At 42.8% G+C, this 20,760-nt stretch carries 23 protein-coding genes, 1 tRNA gene and 1 riboswitch; of the genes, 15 read left to right on the forward strand and 9 right to left on the reverse strand.

What is annotated here, in order from left to right:
• Window positions 1-66 precede the first annotated feature (66 nt).
• A complete protein-coding gene (locus PSU78_RS05625) occupies window positions 67-309 on the forward strand; it encodes a hypothetical protein (RefSeq protein ID WP_300385503.1) in 243 nt (80 codons plus the stop codon).
• A 111-nt stretch (window positions 310-420) separates the two neighbouring features.
• Here PSU78_RS05625 and rpiA read toward each other — a convergent pair whose 3' ends face one another.
• Window positions 421-1,080 carry a ribose-5-phosphate isomerase RpiA gene (gene rpiA, locus PSU78_RS05630; protein WP_300385506.1) on the reverse strand — a complete coding sequence of 220 codons (660 nt, stop codon included), beginning with the start codon at window positions 1,078-1,080 and terminating at the stop codon, window positions 421-423.
• An 82-nt stretch (window positions 1,081-1,162) separates the two neighbouring features.
• Here rpiA and ilvA point away from each other — a divergent pair, with 82 nt between their 5' ends.
• Window positions 1,163-2,674 carry a threonine ammonia-lyase, biosynthetic gene (gene ilvA, locus PSU78_RS05635; protein WP_300385509.1) on the forward strand — a complete coding sequence of 504 codons (1,512 nt, stop codon included), beginning with the start codon at window positions 1,163-1,165 and terminating at the stop codon, window positions 2,672-2,674.
• Window positions 2,675-2,946: 272 nt separating this feature from the next.
• Complete coding sequence (locus tag PSU78_RS05640; RefSeq protein WP_300385512.1) at window positions 2,947-4,017, forward strand: cytochrome D1 domain-containing protein; 1,071 nt, start codon at window positions 2,947-2,949, stop codon at window positions 4,015-4,017.
• 45 nt (window positions 4,018-4,062) lie between these two features.
• Here PSU78_RS05640 and PSU78_RS05645 read toward each other — a convergent pair whose 3' ends face one another.
• Entirely contained in the window at window positions 4,063-4,521 is a 459-nt protein-coding gene (locus PSU78_RS05645; protein ID WP_300385515.1) for an EVE domain-containing protein, read from the reverse strand.
• 86 nt (window positions 4,522-4,607) lie between these two features.
• Between PSU78_RS05645 and PSU78_RS05650 the strand changes: the two genes are divergently transcribed.
• The gene (locus PSU78_RS05650; RefSeq protein WP_300385518.1) at window positions 4,608-4,979 is read left to right on the forward strand and encodes a DUF2237 domain-containing protein; all 372 of its coding nucleotides are present in this window, start codon (window positions 4,608-4,610) and stop codon (window positions 4,977-4,979) included.
• Between the two features lie 328 nt (window positions 4,980-5,307).
• Here PSU78_RS05650 and PSU78_RS05655 read toward each other — a convergent pair whose 3' ends face one another.
• Window positions 5,308-5,601 (reverse strand): cell division protein ZapA, encoded by a 294-nt coding sequence (locus PSU78_RS05655; protein WP_300385521.1) that lies wholly within the window; start codon window positions 5,599-5,601, stop codon window positions 5,308-5,310.
• A gap of 20 nt (window positions 5,602-5,621) precedes the next feature.
• Complete coding sequence (locus PSU78_RS05660; RefSeq protein WP_300385524.1) at window positions 5,622-5,810, reverse strand: hypothetical protein; 189 nt, start codon at window positions 5,808-5,810, stop codon at window positions 5,622-5,624.
• Between the two features lie 123 nt (window positions 5,811-5,933).
• Window positions 5,934-6,217: riboswitch (cobalamin riboswitch) on the forward strand.
• 156 nt (window positions 6,218-6,373) lie between these two features.
• Between PSU78_RS05660 and PSU78_RS05665 the strand changes: the two genes are divergently transcribed.
• The 7 genes from PSU78_RS05665 to cobU all read left to right on the forward strand — a co-directional run bounded on the left by PSU78_RS05665 (window position 6,374) and on the right by cobU (window position 13,192).
• Window positions 6,374-8,311: a TonB-dependent receptor gene (locus PSU78_RS05665; protein ID WP_300385527.1), complete on the forward strand. Its 1,938-nt coding sequence runs from the start codon at window positions 6,374-6,376 to the stop codon at window positions 8,309-8,311.
• A gap of 84 nt (window positions 8,312-8,395) precedes the next feature.
• Window positions 8,396-8,959 carry a hypothetical protein gene (locus tag PSU78_RS05670; RefSeq protein ID WP_300385530.1) on the forward strand — a complete coding sequence of 188 codons (564 nt, stop codon included), beginning with the start codon at window positions 8,396-8,398 and terminating at the stop codon, window positions 8,957-8,959.
• A 68-nt stretch (window positions 8,960-9,027) separates the two neighbouring features.
• The gene (cobO, locus tag PSU78_RS05675; protein ID WP_300385533.1) at window positions 9,028-9,648 is read left to right on the forward strand and encodes a cob(I)yrinic acid a,c-diamide adenosyltransferase; all 621 of its coding nucleotides are present in this window, start codon (window positions 9,028-9,030) and stop codon (window positions 9,646-9,648) included.
• Window positions 9,642-10,946: a cobyrinate a,c-diamide synthase gene (locus PSU78_RS05680; RefSeq protein WP_300385536.1), complete on the forward strand. Its 1,305-nt coding sequence runs from the start codon at window positions 9,642-9,644 to the stop codon at window positions 10,944-10,946. Before cobO ends, PSU78_RS05680 begins: the two co-directional genes overlap by 7 nt.
• Window positions 10,933-11,628, forward strand: coding sequence for a 5,6-dimethylbenzimidazole synthase (gene bluB, locus PSU78_RS05685; protein ID WP_300385539.1), 696 nt, complete (start codon window positions 10,933-10,935; stop codon window positions 11,626-11,628). Before PSU78_RS05680 ends, bluB begins: the two co-directional genes overlap by 14 nt.
• A gap of 53 nt (window positions 11,629-11,681) precedes the next feature.
• Window positions 11,682-12,512: a cobalamin-binding protein gene (locus tag PSU78_RS05690; RefSeq protein WP_300385542.1), complete on the forward strand. Its 831-nt coding sequence runs from the start codon at window positions 11,682-11,684 to the stop codon at window positions 12,510-12,512.
• 152 nt (window positions 12,513-12,664) lie between these two features.
• On the forward strand, window positions 12,665-13,192 hold the full coding sequence (gene cobU / locus PSU78_RS05695) for a bifunctional adenosylcobinamide kinase/adenosylcobinamide-phosphate guanylyltransferase (RefSeq protein ID WP_300385544.1): 528 nt from the start codon (window positions 12,665-12,667) through the stop codon (window positions 13,190-13,192).
• A 27-nt stretch (window positions 13,193-13,219) separates the two neighbouring features.
• Here cobU and PSU78_RS05700 read toward each other — a convergent pair whose 3' ends face one another.
• Entirely contained in the window at window positions 13,220-14,041 is an 822-nt protein-coding gene (locus PSU78_RS05700) for an AraC family transcriptional regulator (RefSeq protein WP_300385547.1), read from the reverse strand.
• Between the two features lie 108 nt (window positions 14,042-14,149).
• Here PSU78_RS05700 and PSU78_RS05705 point away from each other — a divergent pair, with 108 nt between their 5' ends.
• Window positions 14,150-14,509 (forward strand): hypothetical protein, encoded by a 360-nt coding sequence (locus tag PSU78_RS05705; RefSeq protein WP_300385549.1) that lies wholly within the window; start codon window positions 14,150-14,152, stop codon window positions 14,507-14,509.
• A 56-nt stretch (window positions 14,510-14,565) separates the two neighbouring features.
• Here the strand turns inward: PSU78_RS05705 and PSU78_RS05710 are convergent, their stop codons facing one another.
• Window positions 14,566-16,044 carry a cobyric acid synthase gene (locus PSU78_RS05710; protein ID WP_300385553.1) on the reverse strand — a complete coding sequence of 493 codons (1,479 nt, stop codon included), beginning with the start codon at window positions 16,042-16,044 and terminating at the stop codon, window positions 14,566-14,568.
• Between the two features lie 17 nt (window positions 16,045-16,061).
• On the opposite strand from PSU78_RS05710, the gene cbiB reads away from it, so the two are divergent.
• Both cbiB and cobD read left to right on the forward strand, forming a co-directional pair.
• Entirely contained in the window at window positions 16,062-17,012 is a 951-nt protein-coding gene (gene cbiB, locus PSU78_RS05715) for an adenosylcobinamide-phosphate synthase CbiB (RefSeq protein WP_300385556.1), read from the forward strand.
• Window positions 17,005-18,015, forward strand: coding sequence for a threonine-phosphate decarboxylase CobD (gene cobD, locus PSU78_RS05720; RefSeq protein WP_300385559.1), 1,011 nt, complete (start codon window positions 17,005-17,007; stop codon window positions 18,013-18,015). The genes cbiB and cobD overlap by 8 nt, the downstream gene beginning before the upstream one ends.
• A gap of 23 nt (window positions 18,016-18,038) precedes the next feature.
• On the opposite strand, the gene cobC is transcribed toward cobD, so the two are convergent.
• The 3 genes from cobC to cobT are packed head-to-tail and all read right to left on the reverse strand — an operon-like array spanning window position 18,039 to window position 20,465.
• Window positions 18,039-18,629 (reverse strand): alpha-ribazole phosphatase, encoded by a 591-nt coding sequence (gene cobC, locus PSU78_RS05725; protein ID WP_300385561.1) that lies wholly within the window; start codon window positions 18,627-18,629, stop codon window positions 18,039-18,041.
• Window positions 18,630-18,660: 31 nt separating this feature from the next.
• The gene (locus PSU78_RS05730) at window positions 18,661-19,431 is read right to left on the reverse strand and encodes an adenosylcobinamide-GDP ribazoletransferase (RefSeq protein WP_300385564.1); all 771 of its coding nucleotides are present in this window, start codon (window positions 19,429-19,431) and stop codon (window positions 18,661-18,663) included.
• Window positions 19,428-20,465, reverse strand: a complete 1,038-nt coding sequence (gene cobT, locus PSU78_RS05735) for a nicotinate-nucleotide--dimethylbenzimidazole phosphoribosyltransferase (protein WP_300385567.1) — start codon at window positions 20,463-20,465, stop codon at window positions 19,428-19,430. The genes PSU78_RS05730 and cobT overlap by 4 nt, the downstream gene beginning before the upstream one ends.
• A gap of 198 nt (window positions 20,466-20,663) precedes the next feature.
• On the opposite strand from cobT, the gene PSU78_RS05740 reads away from it, so the two are divergent.
• Window positions 20,664-20,739 (forward strand) — tRNA-Phe (locus tag PSU78_RS05740).
• The last annotated feature ends 21 nt before the right edge of the window (window positions 20,740-20,760 follow it).

A 20,760-nucleotide genomic window follows, 5' to 3' on the forward strand; every position in this document is an offset into this window, starting at 1 on the left:
CTCTTTCTCATGCCATCCTTATAACATTTTATGTGTTATCTAGGACAGCCCCTTATTTTAATTGTAATGTCCAATTTTAACGTTAGGGCATCAAATCTGTACGCCTCCAAGTCGCCCATATTAATTAAATTATTAGTCATCGGCTCATTATCATGTTTAATTATCCCCGGAATGGGCTGCCCTGCTTTCGATTCTCCAGGAATTGCAACTGGATTATCTACAGGTGGCTATCTTTGGGTTTTTGCTATGGTTGTTGTTGCAATTAGCGCACATTTAAGAAATAAAGAACAAGCAGAGCAGCTGGCGTAGCATATGATTGAAAGGTATCAATAAACGAGCGCATTGCGCCGCATAAGATTCATATGGTAAAAGTTAAAAAGCCCGCAATGCGGGCTTTTTAACTTATTTAAACTTAACCAATTATTTCTTAAAAGTTTTCACACCATCAGCTGTCGCTAGCAATAATACATTTGCTGGGCGCGCCGCAAACAAACCGTTTGTCACTACACCAACGATTTGGTTAATTTTAGCTTCCATCGCCACTGGGTCTGTAATGGTGAGGTTATATACATCTAAAATCATGTTTCCGTTGTCTGTAGTGAAATCACGCAATTTTGGCTGACCACCCAATTTCACTAGCTCACGCGCCACATAGCTTTTTGCCATGGGTAGCACTTCTACTGGGAGTGGGAATTTACCTAAAGTTGGTACGTATTTAGTCTCATCACAGATACAAATGAAAGTTTTTGCTACTGCTGCAACGATTTTTTCACGTGTTAATGCGCCACCGCCACCTTTAAGCATGTGTAGGTGCTCGGTAATTTCATCTGCGCCATCTACATAAATATCTAAACTATTCACGTTATTTAAATCGAACACTTCAATGCCGTGAGCCCGTAAACGCTGGGCGGTTGCTTCACTACTTGCCACTGCGCCTTCAATTTTGTGTTTTACTTTTGCTAGTTCTTCAATAAAGAAGTTTGCGGTTGAGCCTGTACCCACGCCGATAATGCCTTCTTTTACATATTCAACTGCTGCTTTTGCGACTTGTTGTTTTAATTCGTCTTGGGTGTATGCCATTTTTCGTAAATCCCTAATAAATTCTTTATAATGTAAGTCAATTCAACATAATACACCGCACAGGTGTTTTTAAAAATACGCAATGACTATCGATTACCGACAAAAAATAGAAAACTCTCACGTTTACGATGTGGCTAAAAAAACCCCTTTAGAGTTTCAAGCGAGCTTATCAGCGCGTATTGATAACCGCGTGCTACTTAAACGTGAAGACATGCAGCCAGTATTTTCATTCAAAATTCGCGGCGCTTACAACAAAATGGCAAGCTTACCTGCCGATGTACTCAAACGTGGCGTAATTGCTGCCAGTGCAGGTAACCATGCGCAAGGCGTGGCGATGAGTGCGAAGAAACTAGGTTGCCGCGCGGTGATTGTGATGCCAACCACAACCCCTGCAATTAAGATTAATGCTGTACGCAGCTACGGCGCTGAAATTGTATTGTTTGGCGACAGCTATTCAGATTCATACGTAAAAGCACTCGAACTAGAAAAAGCTGAAAATCTAACCTTTGTGCACCCTTACGACGACCCAGATGTCATCGCGGGACAAGGTACGATTGCGCTAGAAATTTTAGAAAAAAATCCACAACCGATAGAGGCGATATTCTGCTGCGTGGGTGGCGGTGGCTTACTGGCTGGCGTAGCAGCTTATGTGAAAGCGTTGCGCCCAGAAATCAAAGTGATAGGCGTAGAAGCAAAAGATGCTGAAGCCATGACCGAATCACTTAAAAAAGGTGAGCGCGTCATGCTAGAGCAAGTCGGCTTATTTGCCGATGGAGCCGCCGTTAAACAAGTAGGCGAGCATACCTTTGCACTCGCTCAACAATTTGTAGACGAAATGATTGTGGTTGATAACGATGCAATTTGCGCAGCGATTAAAGACGTATTTGAAGATACCCGCAGTATTTTAGAACCTGCGGGAGCATTAGCCGTGGCTGGGCTAAAAGCTTATGCAAAGCGCGAAAACCTGCATGGTAAAACCTTAATTGGTATCGCTTCTGGCGCCAATATGAATTTTGACAGGCTACGTTTTGTGGCTGAACGTGCTGAAATCGGCGAAAAGCGCGAAGCCGTTTTAGCAGTCACAATTCCAGAGAAGCCTGGCGCGTTTAAAGCGTTCTGTAACTTGCTTGGTAATCGCAATATCACCGAGTTTAATTACCGCTATGCCGATGCTAAAGTCGCGCACATTTTCGTAGGCGTAGCGATTGCCGACCCCGCAGAATCTGCCAAGCTTGTGGCTGATTTACATGCAGAAGGTTTACCCGCGCTTGATCTTACTGATAACGAAGTCGCTAAACTGCACTTGCGCCACTTAGTTGGCGGGCACGCGCCACAAGCTGAAAATGAAGTGGTATTTAGATTCGAGTTTCCTGAAAAACCAGGTGCGCTCATGAAGTTTTTAGAAACCATGGGACATGATTGGAATATCAGCCTATTCCATTATCGCAATCATGGCGCAGACTTCGGTCGTGTACTGGTTGGCATGCAGGTACCACCTTCTGACAGTGCTGAGTTCAATACATTCCTAGATAATTTAGGTTATCCGCATTGGGATGAAACGCAAAATCCAGCCTATAAATTATTCTTGGGCTAAGTTACAGGCTAAGTAACTTTAAACAAGCATTTAAATAAACTGGTTGTATGCAGCCGCGTTGGTGGCTGTATACAACCAGATTGAATTTAACTTATAAATTAAGTGATTGTTTTTAATAAATTAAATTTCTAGCGTGATTCTTGCTTGATACTCATAGTCTGGCTTTTCATATCCATTAGCGCATAGAAGGTTGAACCTAAGTTCATTTGGCATGCCCAAATGACTGAATCAATAAAGCAGCATCAAAATAGTTTTCTAAGGAGAAATAAAGAATGAAATTAACGCATGTAGTAATTGCAGCGGCTGTCAGCATGAGTATTGGGATTAATGCTAACGCGGCTGATAGAGGCAAAGCTTATGTTTCTAATCAAGATGGCGGCGTATCTGTGATTGATTTAAACACATTGACTTCTACCACAACCATTGACGTTAAAGGTGAAGGCCCGCGTGGTTTAGCCGTGAGCGAAGATGGCAAACTATTAGTGGTTGCTACACGCGACAATGGAAGTGTTTCTGTCATTGATACCGCTACAAATGAAGTGATCAACCAAATTAAAGTTGGTCAAAATCCTGAGTTTGTTCGGATTAAAGGCAATTATGCATTCGTTTCCTATGAACCAAGCTCTAAAGGCGGCCCTCCACCTGCACCTGGCTCTGTTGAGGCAACAGCAGCGGCAAAAGAAGACGCTGACGATGACAAAGAACCAGCTCGCATCGGCATTATTGATTTGAAGCTAGGCAAAAAAGTCCGTGAAATCATTGGTGGTCCTGAAACCGAAGGCGTTGAGTTTAGTAAAGATGGTAAGCAGCTAGTGATTACTAACGAAGCAGATAATACGGTTACCGTAAACGATGCTAAAACAGGTAAATTACTTAAAACCATCAAAACACATGAATACGGCGATAGACCACGTGGCGTTAAAGTATCACCAGATGGTAAAACCTATTTAGTAACGCTTGAATATGGCAATAAATTTATGGTGATGGACAAAAAATTTAAAGTACTACGCACCGTAGATACTGGCGCGACACCTTATGGAATCTCATATGACCGCAAAGGTGAGCGCATTTTTGTCGCGGCAAACAAAGCCAAAACATTAGAAGTTTATGATGCTAAAACTTATGCAAAAATTAAAGATATTCCTACAGGCAACCGCTGCTGGCACTTCACATTCACCCCAGACGATAAAGAAGTTTTGTTAGCCTGCGGTAAATCAGATGCAGTGTTTGTGATTGATGCTGAAAAACTAGAAGTGAAACAACAAATTGAAGATAAAAAAATGCCTTGGGGTGTAGTTACTTACCCTAAAAGCATGGGTAGTTTAGATACTGCCATTAAATAACTTTAATAGTTTTTTAGTTTAAAAGCCCAGAAGTTCGAGGCTTTTTTATTTGAGCAAGCTGCTAATAAAATCCCACTCTTTAGGGTCCACAGGCGTAATGGATAGGCGGTTGCCACGCTGTAAAATTCGCATATTGCTTAACTCTGGGTATTCACGTAACTCTTTTAAGCTAAGCAAGCGCGTTTTACGCACAAGTTTCACATCTACATTCAACCAGCGTGGATTTTCAGGCGTCGCTTTTTCATCGTAATATTTATGGCCTTTAATAAACTGTAAACGGTCTGGATACGCCAACTTGCTCACTTCTGCAATGCCCACAATACCAGGGACATCACAATTAGAATGATAGAAGAATACCCCATCGCCCATCTTCATTTGGTCACGCATAAAATTACGTGCTTGGTAGTTACGAATACCATACCAATCTACTGATTGATTTGGAAATCCTGCCAAATCATCAATCGACACATCCGAAGGTTCAGATTTCATCAGCCAATAACGCATATTTTTTACCTTAATTAAATTCTAAATTTAGCGATATGATAATCTATAACTAAATTCAATTATAAAAATTTAAGCAGAGATAAACGATGGCAAAACCACAAGATAAAAACGTACTTGGTACCGCATTACATGTTTGCAGTTTAGATCCATTAACAGGCTTTACCAGATCAGGCTGTTGCGAAACTGGTAGGGATGATAGCGGTAGCCACACCGTATGTGCACAAATGACTGATGAGTTTTTAGCGTTTTCAATCTCTCAAGGCAATGATTTGAGCACACCGCGCCCAGAGTATGGCTTTGAAGGATTAAAAGCGGGTCACCGCTGGTGTGTATGCGCCGCACGCTGGCTAGAGGCTTCAGAGGCAGGTTTCGCACCACCAGTCATTTTAGAAGCATGCCATGCTAGATGCTTAGAAATTGTAAGCTTGGCGGATTTGAAATATCACGAATTAAGATAAAGAAGGAGGAGTTCTCCACGGATTAGCCTAAGCCAGCATCCTGAACCAAAAAGGCTCAAGTGGTAACGGCCTAGAGCGCATTAGGTACACCCACCAAGAGGCTCTTAAAAGAACACTCAACTTAAGGCGCGCACACAACGCTCGAATGACCAAAACCGATGCTATAAACTAGTTCAAGGAATTATTAGCTTAAACCGCACCGCAGAGAACAAACTTTAAAACTGGGATTTTTATTTTTGTTTGAGTTAAATAATCAACTGATTAAATACTAAAACGATTGAGGTAATTTTACTATTGTTAAGGAGTAATTTTATGACAATTGGAATATTTATTTTACAGCGCAGACTTTATCAATTTGATCTTGCATATTAGTGATTCTGCGTTTGAAATCACCCACATCCACAGTACCAGTTTTACTATTGAGCAACTCATGCGCCAAATTTAGCGCTGCCATCATTGCAATACGCTCAACACCAATCACTTTACCGCTATCGCGTATATCACGCATTTTTTTATCTAAAAAATTAACCGCGTTAATCAAACCTGGGCGCTCTTCATCGGTACATGATACCGTGAAATCACGCCCCATGATATTGACATCTACGCCTTTTATATCGCTCATTTTACTTACTCAAACCCGCGTTAAGGCAGGCGCTCCATCAGGGCTTCAATGCGTTCGCTGGCTTGCGCCATGTTAGCTTTCAACAATACGGCATCATTTTGTGTTGCATTTAAATCAAGGCGCAACTGCGCATTTTCACTGCGTAAATCACTACACAATGAAATTAAGCCTGATAATTTTTCTTCTAACGCTTTTAAGTCCGCATCCATACGACCACTATAATTGAAAAAATTGATTGTAGTCAATAGTTAACGAGTAATTTTCAAAGTATTACAACATGTGTAAATAATTGTGAATGAATTTTTTCGTGCTAGAGAAGCAATTAGCGATATAATTCGCACTTGTTGATAGGTGCCAAGTTTGTTTTCTACAAACAAGGTGAAACTGGGAAATAGGTGCATTACCGCTTAAGGCGTTAATAATTCCTACGCTGCCCCCGCAACGGTAAGTAAGTTTTTGATTCATTCAAATGATTTTGCAATATGCCACTGAGTTACACCTTAGAAAAAGGTCAGGCTTGGGAAGGCGCAAAATCAGTTGGTTAAAAAAACTAAATGTTAGTTTTTAACACCAGCGCTTATAAGCCCGGAGACCGGCCTAAAAACACCGCCTTATGTTAAGGCATGCTAGGCAATACCGCGGGGTGACGGTAAACAAAGGATGCGCTATTGTTGTCGTTATTTCGTATGCGCGCTCTTTTTTATGACCATCTTCTGTATTCCCTAGTTTTTAAAATCTGCATGCGGGGCCGCATGTAATTTAGGGGAAAATAATGAAAAAAACCATCATTGCAGGCGCTATCAGCCTGCTATTCACGCAAACTTCTTTTGCGGCAGAGAATATAGCATTAGACGACATTACAGTAAAAGCAAACCGCTTTGAGCGCAAAGATACGGAAACCACATACGCATCAGAAATCCACACTGCAAAAGAAATTGAAGCATCTGGTGCTGCAACGCTTTATGATTTTTTAGCTCAACAAAGCTCTGTCAATCTTGGCTCTTATTTTGGCAACAAAGCCACTCCAACAATGAATTTGCATGGTTACGGTGGGGATAATGGCAATCAAAATGTAGTTATTACACTTGATGGGCAGCGATTAAACAACATTGATAGTGCTCCGCAATTATTAGGTGCAATTTCGCTAGGTAACATTGAACGTATAGAAATCAGCAAGGGGAGCGGTTCTGTCATTTATGGTGATGGCGCCACTGCAGGAGTTATTCAAATCTACACAAAGAACAAAACAGGTGTAACTGTTAGTACTTCATTTGGTGATTTTGGGCAGCAGAATCATTATATTAATGCAGGCCTTTCAGAAAAGTATTTCGATTTATATGTGAGCGCCGCGCATGATAGCAATGATGGTTATAGCAAAACAGATAACACAGGACACAAAGACGAGTTCACTAGCGACACCCAGAATGTTAAATTAAAAATTAAGCCTACAGATAGTTTACGTTTACTTGTCAGTGGAACAAACTCGCGCAATGATGTTCGTTACCCCAACGAACTCACTAATGCACAATTTAACAGTGACCCAAGCCAGAACGGCAAACCAAGTACAAAGTACACGTCCCAAAGCCTAGATACAGCGCAATGGAAAGTCGGTGTTGAATATGATATTACTTCAAAAATTAAAATTGCCGCTACTCACTATAGAGAAGACAAAGCATCGACATATAGCTCAAAAACAGATTTTGTGAACAAATCTGATGAGTTATCCATTAGCTATGATGATGATATAGTTAGTGCAATTGCAGGGTTACAGTCATTTGATGGTAACAGGGATGGTGGTTTCGACGTTACGTCAAAAGATAGCCGTGCATGGTTTCTAAACACCGAGTATAGGCCAACTTGGCTGACTGATGCCTTAACAGTTTCAGCTGGTGTTCGTGAGGAGGAAGTTAAATACCAATATGCACCTACCGCAGGCACCTCATTGAATGATAAGGAAAATTTAAATGCTTGGGATATTGGTGCAAATTACCGACTCTCACCTAAGCTTAGTGTCTTTACCAATTATAATAAAGCTTATTTGGCGCCAAATATTGACAGCTTTTTTGGTTTTGACACGTTCTTCAATACTATTTTTAATGGGTTTATTAAGCCGCAGCAATCTAAAACTCTAAACATTGGATTAAACCATGTTGCAGCGAATAATCGTTTAAAAGCCACTTTGTTTTATGCGAATTTAGATAACGAAATTTATTTAGATAAATCTTTAGGTAATTATACCAATACCAATCTTGATGAATCACACAAGTACGGACTTGAGCTACAAGATTATTTTAAAATAACAGACAATCTCAATGCCTCCGTTATTTACAACTACACTCGCTCAATTATAGATAAAGAACTTCGTGAAGATGGCTCTAGTATTAGCGGCAAAGATTTGCCAAGTGCACCTAAACACACAATAGTGGCCAACGTAAACTACAAATTTCTAGAGCATGCAAGTATGAATTTAAATCAAACTTGGCGATCTTCTACTTATGCCTCTGAAGACTTTTTAAACAACGCATCTCAACGTCAAGGTCATTACGAGTCTACCAATATTGCGCTAAATTATCAGTACAAAAACATGCAATTTTTCACCTCAGTAAATAACTTATTTGAGCATGAAAATTCGGTTCAAGTTAGAAATGACGTCATTTATCCGATTGATTTTGTGCGTACATTCCGTGTGGGCATGAAAGCTGACTTTTAATTTGTTAGCATTAGCTTTGAGCAATACCAGAAATTTCTTGCAGATACGGGTTACAATATAGGCAAGTTTTAATAGGAGTTATTTATGTTTACATTCAACAACAAAAAATTTTGGCAAGGTGCTGTTTTAATTGGTTTAATCTTGTTTACTCGTATGAATCACTTTGGTGACAATGTGTATTTGCCTGATGCAACTTTGGCAGCTTTGTTTTTAGGTGGTTTGCTGATTACTCGTAGCAGTTGGTTGGCACTTGCAATCGCTGTTGCTTTTGGTGTGGATTTTTATGCCTTGGGTTGGAAAGGCGTTTCTGACTATTGCATGTCACTCGGCTACTGGGGTTTGATTCCTACTTATGCCGCTGTGTGGGGTGCAGGCCGTTGGTTAGCTAAACGTGAGCAGCCATTTGCGGTGCTACCTTATGCGACTGTTGCTTGGGCTGCTGCAAGCGTGGCGTTTGTGCTCTCAAATGCATTTTGGTATAGCTTTTCAGACAAAGTAGATACTTTAACTGTGGTTGAATTTACACAACGTGTAGCAAAATACTACACGCCTTATGTAGGATTCGCATTGATGTATTTAGGCGCTGCTTGGCTAGTGCTTAAAGCCTTACCAAAACTGAATTTAGGTGCAAACGCAACTTCTGCATAAACCTCAGCGATACCAATCAAACCGCGTTAGAACCTAATTCTAGCGCGGTTTTTTTATGAAAATTAGTCATGACAACACCTGAAAATAAGCCTAAGTTAGCAAACGAACGTCATTTAGCGCGCATGCAGCGTAAAAAGGCCATAGTAGATGCCAGTATTGATGCGGCACAAATCTCTCGTGGTTTGCTATTGATCAATACAGGAACTGGCAAAGGTAAATCTACCGCTGCCTTTGGTTTATTGGCTCGCTCACTTGGGCATGGCATGAAGGCTGTGGTGATTCAATTTATTAAAGGTCGCTCTGATACTGGCGAAGAGGCTTTTTTCCGCAATGCCGAAAATCTGACTTGGCATGTAATGGGCGATGGCTTTACTTGGGAAACGCAAGATGCTGAGCGCGATAAGCAATCAGCACGCGCCGCTTGGCAGATGGTATGTAATTACTTGCAAGATGAAACGATAGATTTAATTATTTTAGATGAATTTACTTACGCGCTTAAATATCAATGGTTAACGATTGAAGAAGTCACCGAGGCCTTAGAATCACGCCCTCTCATGCAGCATGTGGTCATCACGGGTCGCGCCGCGCCTGATGCTTTAATTGCAATTGCCGATACCGTGAGTGAAATTAATTTAGTGAAACATGCGTTTAAGGGTGGTGTGCAGGCCATGCCTGGCATTGAATGGTAATCGTGAAGAACATCACTTGCCCTGCCCTTTTAGTTTCCGCACCCGCTTCTGGGCAAGGCAAAACTTTATCTACTGCAGCTTTAGCGCGCGCTTGGAAAAATCGTGGTTTAAACGTGCGGGCTTTTAAATGTGGGCCTGATTTTCTCGACCCAATGGTGTTAGAAACCGCAACGGGGCAGCCTGTCTATAACCTCGATCTCGGAATGTGTGGCGAGCAAGATGGTTTGGCACGCTTATATCAAGCGGTACAAACTGCTGATGTGATTATTGTTGAAGGTGTCATGGGTTTATTTGACGGCACGCCATCATCCGCAGACATTGCTATGCGTTATAACTTGCCTGTGATGCTCACGATCGACGCCAGTGGTATGGCACAAACCTTTGGCGCGTTAGCTTCTGGTTTGTTGGGCTTTCAAACCGCAATAATTCCAGCGGGTGTACTCGCGAATAAAGTGGGTAGCACTGGGCATGCTGATATGCTAAAACACAGTTTGCCAGACTACTTAAATTGGTTAGGCGCATTGCCACAAGATGAAGCCTATGCTTTGCCTGAACGGCATTTGGGCTTATTTAGAGCGCAAGAAATTGTAGATTTAGATGCCAGAATTGAAGCTGCAGCCCTTGCTTTGGCTGCTAGCAGTGCATTACCTTTGCCGCCGATGGTGACTTTTATTGCGCCTGAAATAACGACTTCATCTATACCACCTAAACTTTTAGTAGGTAAAACCATTGCCATTGCGCGCGATGCTGCCTTTTGTTTTATTTATCCAGCAAATATCGATTGCTTGCAGGAAATGGGCGCCACCGTTACGTTCTTTTCGCCCCTGCATGACAAAACATTACCAGAAGCCGATGCTTATTGGTTGCCGGGCGGTTATCCTGAGTTGCATTTAAAAGAAATAAGCGAAAATACAGCCATGCGTAATGCCCTATTGGCGGCTTTTAATGCTGACAAACCGATATTGGCTGAATGTGGCGGCATGATGGCATTGTGTGAATCCGTTAACGGCGAGCCTGTATATGGCTTATTAGCTGGCAACTGCAACATTGAGCCGCGCTTGCAAGGTTTAGGTACTCAACATACTGATTTACTGGAAAATATGGGTAATATTGGGGCGCATACTTTCCATTATGGAAAATTCATTACGCCGCTAAAGCCTACAACTCAGGCAAATAGCCGATACGGTTCTGGCGAAAACATTTACCTGCACGGCAGCATCACGGCGACTTTTTTGCATTTTTACTTTTCGTCTAATCCAGCACTTGCAGCACGCTTATTTTCTTATGCAAAACCATAAGTTTTCAGAGATTGAAATTGCTGCTGTGTACCTCGCCATTGCTGAGCGCCGTGATATGCGGCACTTTCTACCTACGCCTGTCGCGGCTGAAATACTCACTAAAATTTTGCACGCCGCGCATCATGCCCCCAGCGTGGGGCTTATGCAACCTTGGCGTTTTATTAGAATCACTGATGCGAGCACGCGCAAAGCCATTCATCAACTAGTAGATAAAGAGCGTATTAAAACGGCTCAAGCGATTGATGAATATGAACATACAGCCACTGGGATTGAAGCAACTGGGGCTAATTCAAAAAGCGCTGAGTTTTTGCGCTTAAAAGTAGAAGGCATTTTAGAATGCGGTGAATTGCTGGTGGTGTCACTATGTGATAAACGCGATGGTCATGTCTTTGGCCGCAGAACCTTGCCAGAAATGGACATTGCCTCAGTGAGTTGCGCCATACAAAACATGTGGCTGGCCGCCCGTGCCGAAGGCCTAGGCATGGGTTGGGTATCTATTTTTGACCCTGTTGAATTGGGCGTATTGCTCAATATGCCTGCGGACGCTAAGCCCATAGCCGTGCTTTGTCTAGGCCATGTAATTAGCTTTTACAAAGAACCCATGCTGATAGAAACAGGCTGGGCAACCGCTAAACCGCTTGCCGATATGGTGATGGAAAACACTTGGGATACGTCAAAGTAAATGCAGAAAAATAATATGCCTCAACAAATACTCACAACTAAATATTAACCCCTATGAGATACCCAAACCGCATCGTTTGCTTAACCACAGAACCGACCGAAGTGCTTTATTTACTCGGGGAGCAAGACCGTATTGTTGGCATTTCTGGCTACACTACGCACCCTGCGATTGCCAGAAAAGAAAAACCGAAAGTGTCAGCGTTCACTAGCGCTAAGATAGATAAAATTTTAGACCTAAAGCCAGACTTAGTGATTGGCTTCTCAAATTTGCAGGCTGACATTGCCGCATCGCTTATCCGTGCGGGTATTGAAGTGCATATTTTTAACCAACGCAGCGTTGCGCAAGTGTTAAATATGATTGCCGTGACTGGCGCTCTAGTTGGCGCAACGGAAAAGGCGGCTGAGCTTATTGCCACCTTAGAAAAAGTCTTAGATGAAGCGCGACAAACTGCCAGCAAATTTACGATTAAACCAAAAGTTTATTTTGAAGAGTGGGATGAACCCATGATGTGCAGCATCCGCTGGGCAATGGAATTGATTGAACTCGCAGGCGGCGCCGATTGCTTTCCTGAACTATCACATTTCCACAGTGCCAAAGACCGTATAGTCACCCCGCAACAAGTAGTAGAACGCCAACCTGATATTATCATCGGCTCATGGTGCGGAAAAAAATTCCAAGCTGAGCAAGTGAAGGCACGGGAAGGCTGGGCCGATTTACCTGCAGTAAAACATGGTTTCGTCCGTGAAATAAAATCTGCGGATATTTTGCAACCTGGGCCATCCTTGATTACTCATGGTTTGAAACAGATTCAAGCCATTATTCAAGAATGGCAGTTATCTCAAGCAGCACACTTTGCACAAACTAAAGAATTGAGTTCATTGTAATAAAAACCTTAAATTACCGTCATTCCCGTAGAAACGGGAATGACGAATATGGGACTGTTTCTCTCAAAAAACGCGTTAAATCAATGCGTGTAAAACACTAAAGTAGAATTAGTTTAAGAGTTTAGCTAGATTAAAGACTTAGGAGTAAGACAATGTCAGTACATTTAATTTTAGGTGGTGCGCGTTCTGGTAAAAGCCTTTATGCCGAACAACTGGCGCAAAACAGCGGCTTAAAAGTAAGCTATGTTGCCACCGCGCAAATCTACGATGATGAATTTAAAACCCGCGTGCAACATCACAAAGATCGCCGCCCTGCAGAGTGGACATTAGTAGAAGAGCCACATTATCTCGCACAAACTTTGCGCAATTTAGATGCGCCAAATCAATGCATTATTGTTGATTGTTTAACGCTATGGTTAGCCCAATGGATTTGTGCAGATTGCAATCCACCCAAAGATTCAAGCTGGCTTGCCGAGCGCGCAGCCTTGCTATCTACCCTGCCTACATTGCAAGGCACCGTTATTTTAGTCAGTAATGAAGTCGGCATGGGCATCGTGCCGCTAGGTGAAATTAACCGACAATTTCAAGATGAACAAGGGCGCTTGAATCAAGCGGTGGCTGGTTTTGCAAACGCAGTGACATTTGTGGCGGCAGGCTTGCCACTTACATTAAAAGGCTAAAAGACGAATAGATCGCTTTATAAAATCCTATGCCATTTCAGCGTTAAGCCAAACTTTAGGCGTTTGTCCAACTTGGGCTTTGAACACCCTCACAAGTGATGTTGCATTGCTATAACCCACTTCATGAGCAACCAAATCTACAGCTTTGCCTTTTTTTAGTAATGTTTGAGCCAAACAAATACGCCACTGCGTCAGATAATCAATTGGCGTAGTACCAACAGTTTCTCTAAAGTGTACGGCAAAACGAGCGCGAGACATGCCGGCTTTGCTTGCTAGCGCCTCAAGTGACCATTGATAACGAGGATCATCATGCATTGCCGTGATTGCTTTGGCTAATCGTTTATCGCCTAAGCCCGCAATTAAACCAACACTTAGCTGATTATTATCTAAAACATATCTCAATAATTGAATTAACAAGTATTCAAATAGCCTATCAATCGCCGCTTGGCGACCGCAATTTTCTTGCTCTGCCTCTGCAAATATTAATCCCAGTGTATTAGCTAACATAGGTAATTTATTAAGTGGTAGCAACAGCATTGTCGGTAGAGCCTTTATCAAAATACTATTCGAGCCACCACCTAAATCTATAATCGCACAAGTGAGATCCACATCACCATCGAATACAAACTGGTGCTTTGCTGGACTTGGATAGAATAATAAGCTTGGCTCTTCGATAGAAACTTCTGCATGTTTGGGGGAATATACCTTCATTTTGCCTTTACGAACCAAATGCAAAAATCCACCCCCCATATTTTCATCAAACTCAATATTGCTACATAAAGTGCCCGTAAAAAACATCCGTGCATTTAAAGCATATTGATTAAAAAAGCCAGCCAGACGATCTGTCATTTGATACCAACTGTATATTAAGTGATACTAAATCATATCATAAGTATCGAAAATTCAATGAAAATGCATCTGTGCATTGAGCACCCCATTTAACTTAGGAGATTAAAAATGAGCAATAAAATTGCAATCATCGTTTTAGCAGATACCGATACAAATGAAGGTTTAGGTCGTATTGTGAATGCACTAGCCGCAGCCAAAGAGTATAGCGAAGCAGGTGACGAAGTGAGTATTGTGTTTACTGGAACGGCGACGAAATGGCCAACGCAGTTAGTGAAACCTGACCATCCTGCTCATGGTCTATATGAAGCAGTTAAAGGCTATGTTGAGGGTGCTTGCGGCTTTTGTGCGAGCGCATTTGGACAAACCGAAGCCGTGCAGACTTGCGGCATTAAATTACTGGCAGATAGCGGTCCTTTTATGAGTTACCGCCAATTTACCGAAGCTGGCTATCAAACACTAATTTTCTAAGTCTCGGTAAGCTAGAAAATATACAAAGGTAAAACTCGCTTTTGGCTGGTTTTACCTTAATACAGCTTTTCGTTTGCAGTAATAAGGTACTCACTTAATCTAGACCAATCCAAACAGCTATCTAAACAATCAGCCAAGCGATCTAAACCAGCCTCGCGTATTTGCTCATAATCAAATTGCGCGCTTATCTGCTTTAAACCCGCCCAAGTTAACCATGCTGCGCAAGATTCTGCATGGTCAAACAAGCCATGCAGATAAGTGCCAGCGATTTGATTATCTTGTGAAATTGCGCCTTCTGGCTGCCCATCCAGTATTAGCGCGGGGTGATTCAGGGCTATGCCTGTACTCACACCCATATGGATTTCATAGCCTGTCACTTTAGCATCGGCAAAGCTTAGTTTACCGATGGTTTGAACTAAGCGCTTTTCTGGCGTGAGCGTAGTTTCCATTTCTAACCAGCCCAAACCTTTACCACTACCTGCAGTCCCTTCTATTGCATTTGGATCGTGCATTTGCATGCCTAACATTTGGAAACCACCACAGATACCAATCACTTTACCACCGTAGCGTAAGTGCTTAGTGAGCGCTTGCTCCCAGCCATTGGCGCGCAAATACTCAAGGTCGCCACGCACATTTTTACTGCCTGGCAATATAATTAAATCCGCCGCTGGAATAGTTTCATTGATTTTAACGAATTTAAAATCAACTTGCGGGTGTAAGCGTAGCGCATCAAAATCGGTGTGGTTGGAAATATGCGGCAGAATTGGCACAATAACGCGCAACTTGTTTTCTGCACTTTCACCTTGCGACGACGCTGTATTTGGCACGGCATCTTCGGCTTCAATATGTAAATCATGCAAATAAGGAATCACGCCAATGACAGGTTTACCAGTCTCTGCTTCTAACCAATCCAGCCCAGATTGCAACAACGCAATATCGCCTCTAAACCGATTAATCACAAAACCAACCACACGCGCACGCTCGCTATCAGAAAGCAGCGCTAGCGTGCCAACAATATGCGCGAACACGCCGCCTCTATCGATATCGGCAATTAAAATCACTGGGCAATCTACCGCTTCGGCAAAACCCATATTGGCAATATCGCCTTCACGCAGATTAATTTCCGCAGTGCTACCAGCGCCTTCTACTACAATTGCATCATATTGCGAAACTAAACGCGCGTAAGAATCCAGCACCGCACCCATGGCTGTAGGTTTGTAGGCGTGATAGCCCGTAGCTTCTAAATTGCACACGACTTTGCCTTGAATAACCACTTGGCAACCTGTGTCTGAGTTTGGCTTAAGTAACACAGGGTTCATATCAGTATGCGGGCTTAAGCCGCACGCCTGCGCTTGTACAGCTTGCGCGCGACCAATTTCTCCGCCGTCGCTAGTCACGGCAGAGTTGAGTGCCATATTCTGAGGCTTAAATGGCGCTACTTTAACGCCCTTGCGATACAATACGCGACACAGCCCTGCCACCAGCGTACTTTTGCCAGCATCCGAGGTAGTGCCTTGAATCATTAATGTTTTCATTCCCTGATTATCTCATAATGCCTATCATTGCTATGCCATTGGTGGCTATAGCCGCTGTGGTGCTGGACTTTATTTTCGGCGAGCCACGTCGCTATCACCCGTTGGTCGGTTTTGGTTTTTTAGCGAGCAAGCTAGAGGCTAGTCTTAATGCGCCAATGAAACAAAACTTAGCTACTCAGCGTTTTGTTGGAACGCTCGCATTAGCGTTTTTACTCGTGCCATTTACCTTATTGGCATACTGGCTCTGTCAATATTCAGCCTCTGGTCATGCTGTCAGCAGCTTTATTGCAAACACCTTGTTACTTTACTTTGCCATTGGTCACAAAAGCTTACATCAACATGCACGCGCGGTAAGCGCTGCATTGAATCAAGGGGATGAAGACTTAGCAAAAACGGCTGCATCCTATATGGTAAGCCGCGACTCTTCAGCTATTGAGCCGATTCCAGCCACCATAGAATCCGTATTAGAAAATGGTAATGACGGCATATTTGGTGCATTATTTTGGTTCTTTATTGCAGGTGGCGCAGGAGCGCTTTTGTTTCGCTTAGCCAACACCATGGATGCCATGTGGGGTTATAAAACACCTCGTTTTTTCTATTTTGGCTGGGCTGCCGCGCGCTTTGATGACCTCTTAAACTACATTCCTGCACGATTAACCGCCATCACTTACGCGCTGTTAGGCAACACAAAATTAGCCTTAGTTTGCTGGAAAACCCAAGCACCCACTTGGGATAGTCCGAACGCAGGGCCTGTCATGTCTACGGGTTCTGGAGCTCTCAATGTAAAGCTAGGCGGTGCTGCACGTTACTTTGGCGAGTGGCATGAGCGCCCAGTATTAGGCGCTGGCAATCCACCTGCATTGAATGACATAGAGCGCGCCTTGGCACTGATTCGACATGGCGTTATTATGTGGTTGGTTATATTTTTAATCATCACATTAATGATAGCGAGTATTGCACATGCTTGAACATGGTGGGAATTTAGCAGCGGCTGCCAAGCAATATGACATCCCACTTGAGAACTGGCTGGATTTATCGACAGGTATTAATCCTGATGGCTATCCAATTGCTGAGATTCCCACTGCTATTTGGCAAAAACTACCGCTAGAAGATGATGGCTTAATTGAAGCGGCCTGTGCATATTATGGCTGCGCGACCTCACCATCCAGTGCATTGCCCACCGCAGGCTCACAAGCCGCTTTGCAAATATTGCCGCAATTAAGGACAGACTCAAAAGTGGCGATGCCCAAATTCATGTATCAAGAGCATGCTAATGCATGGCAAGCTAATGGGCATGAAGTTATTAAGTTTGATTTTTTTCCTGATGAAAATATTCTTCAGCAGGCAGACGTGCTGCTATTGTGCAATCCCAATAACCCAACAGCCACAAAATTTTCAGTGCCAGAGTTACTAAGCTGGCATGCCTCACTTGCCGTACGCGGCGGTTGGTTGGTTGTAGATGAAGCCTTTATGGATGTTACGCCTGAGCACAGCATTGCTAAATATGCACATTTAGAAGGTTTGTTTGTGTTGCGCTCACTTGGCAAGTTCTTTGGTTTAGCAGGTGCGAGAGTCGGTTTTATATTAGCTGAAGAACATATGCTCAAACAAATGCAAGAAGCCATTGGTCCATGGTCAATCACAGGGCCAAGCCGCTTGATTGCTAAACAAGCTTTATTGGATAAAGCATGGCAAGAAAAAATGCGTGTTCAGTTAGCAGAAAATAGCCAGAAACTCGCAACACTCCTGACAAAATATCATTTAAGGCCGATGTCTGGTACGGCATTATTTCAATTTGTGCCAACTAAAAATGCACAGGCTTTACAACAACATCTCGCCCAACAAGGTATTTGGGTACGGCTTTTTTCTGAAACGCCAGGGCTATCCGCACGAGCTGCGTTGAGGTTTGGTTTGCCGCCAGAAGATGGCTGGGCAAGGCTGGAAGCCGCAGTTAAACTTTGGCAGAATTAGTCTTGATTTAAATTGAGTAATACCTAAAGATTCATTAAAAGCACTTTAGGCACTTCGCCATTAAACTCCAACTGTGTCACGCTTGCATGATCGATAGTGAGCCTAAACAATCGCTTTAGAGGCATTTGCAACACCTCGGCAATTAGCGCACGAATGAACCCACCATGCGTTACAACTAAAATGCTCTTACCTTGTGAGTGACTACTCACATCTTTCACAAAGCTTTTAGCGCGCGCATGTAGCTCTGAAAATGTCTCGCCATTCGGCGGTGCCAAGTTAGCATAGTCATCTGCCCATATATCAAACTTTTCACGTGGAATGGCATCCCAAGGACTCATTTCCCAATCACCAAAATGTAACTCTTTTAAACGCGCATCAAGTTTAATATTTTCACTCGTATGCCCAAAAAGCTCATCTGCACACAAAGCTTGTGCAAGTTGATGGCAACGCTTTAATGGGCTGGCATAAATCGCATCAAACTCATAAGCAGCCAGTTTCTTTTGCAATGCTAAACGTTCATTTTCAAAATTAGTCGACACCGAAACATCGCTTTGCCCATAGCAAATACTAGGAGCAATATCTAAAGAGGTATGGCGAACTAAGGTTAATTTCATATATAGCTAGCGATTAATTTGGATATGGTAATTATGGCGCAGAAAATAAAGTGGTGCTAGCTAACACACCCACATAAAATGCCACCTCTGTCAGTTGCTGCATTGCGCCTAAACAATCTCCAGTATAGCCGCCTATGCGAGATTTAATTTTTGCACTAAACCACAGCCAAACAATTGCCACAGGCACTAGCGCAGCAAGAAATTTCATTTCTAAAAATGCCAAAGGCACTAAGCCAAAAAAAGTGGCGATGATCAACTCAGTGATCGTCAACTGCGTCGCAAGTGGTTTAGATTTACCTTCGGCTTTCACATAATTTTGCGTAGACATCACCAGCACCGCACACAGACGGCTAAGCGAATGCCCCGCGATTAATGTTGCTGGAATTAATGCTGCCCATTGATAAGTAAGCGCTTGGTACTTGGTCAGCAACACTAAAAACAAACCTATTGCGCCATAGCTACCAATGCGTGAATCTACCATAATAGCAAGTACTTGCTCTCGGCTCCAACCACCACCCAAACCATCTACTGCATCAGCCAAGCCATCTTCATGAAACGCGCCAGTGAGTAAAGTTGTAGAGGCCATGCTTAGCAAAAGCGCGATTTCTAAAGGTAATAAAATATCACTTAACCAAAAAACTAAAGCACCTACAGCACCCACTAAAATGCCGATTAGAGGAAAGTATCTTGTGGCTTTATTTAAGTCTGCGTTATCAAAACTGCTAAACCGTACAGGTACGCGTGTGAAAAACATCACTGCCGTTAAAAAATAGTGCCATTGATTTTGTAATGCAAATATCATATTTTTTGCGAAACACTTGCTGATTCGAACGAAGCCATTTGATTTAGAAAGTTGACCGAAGCCAGCACCAAAGGGTAAGCCAAAGCGGCGCCAGTACCTTCACCCAAACGTAAATCGATATTGAGCAGCGGCTTAACTTGTAGATAATCCAACATTTTTTTGTGACCAGATTCATCAGAGCAATGTGTAAACACGCAGTAATGCAAAATTTCAGGCTGCAATTTAGCCGCAACCAGTAATGCTGCTGTGGTGATAAAACCATCAATTAGTAAAGTACATTGCTTAGTCGCAGCTTGCAACATAGCGCCAACCATCATCGCAATTTCAAAACCACCGAAAGTCGCCAATACCTGCATAGCATCACTGCTACTTAAATGATGATGCGCAATCGCTTGCGCCAAAATTTTTGTTTTATGCACCAAGCCCGCATCATCCAAACCTGTGCCGCGACCCACGCATTGCTCAATTGGCAAGCCACACAAAACACTCATTAAACAACTTGCAGATGAAGTGTTGCCTATGCCCATTTCGCCAAAGCCGAATACATTGCAACCTTCAGCCACTTTAGTATCCACAATCTCTGCGGCACGCGTAAGCGCTTGCTCACATTGCGCTAGCGTCATGGCAGGCTCACTCAAAAAGTTACGTGTCCCCATCGCCACTTTGGCATGAATCAAATCTAAGCTTGCTGCAAACTCATAATTTACCCCGCTATCAACCACACTCAAATGCATATTGTTTTGTTTAGTAAATACATTAATTGCCGCGCCACCTTGCAAAAAATTCAATACCATTTGCGCAGTAACCGCCTGTGGGTAAGGGCTAACACCAGCTTCAACAATGCCATGATCACCTGCAAAAACCAACATTGTGGCGTGGCTAAACTGAGGCGCAAGCGTTTGCTGAATCAATCCGATTTGCAACGCAACAGCTTCCAACATGCCTAAAGCGCCTAGAGGCTTAGTTTTATGATTAATTTTATGTTCAAGCTGAATTTTGAGTGCCTGATCAGGCTGTGTGATATTAAATTTCATCTGAGATACATCAAGTTTCTTGGCAAATATTTACTGAGCTAAGATTTTACATGACTACCTAGGCTTAAACATAAATCAGAATCAAGCTTTTAAAGATAAGTTAAAAAATGTTTGAATTATTTTTCCAACTCTTTGGAGAGTTTGCTATAATGCGCGACTTGCAAACATTTAGATGTAAGCAAATGCGTTAAGAAGTACGGCCGGGTAGCTCAGTCGGTAGAGCAGCGGATTGAAAATCCGCGTGTCACAGGTTCGATTCCCGTCCCGGCCACCATACTTTAAATACTGCAAACAA

The sequence above is a fragment of the Methylotenera sp. genome (assembly GCF_029945705.1).
Taxonomy (GTDB): Bacteria; Pseudomonadota; Gammaproteobacteria; order Burkholderiales; family Methylophilaceae; genus Methylotenera.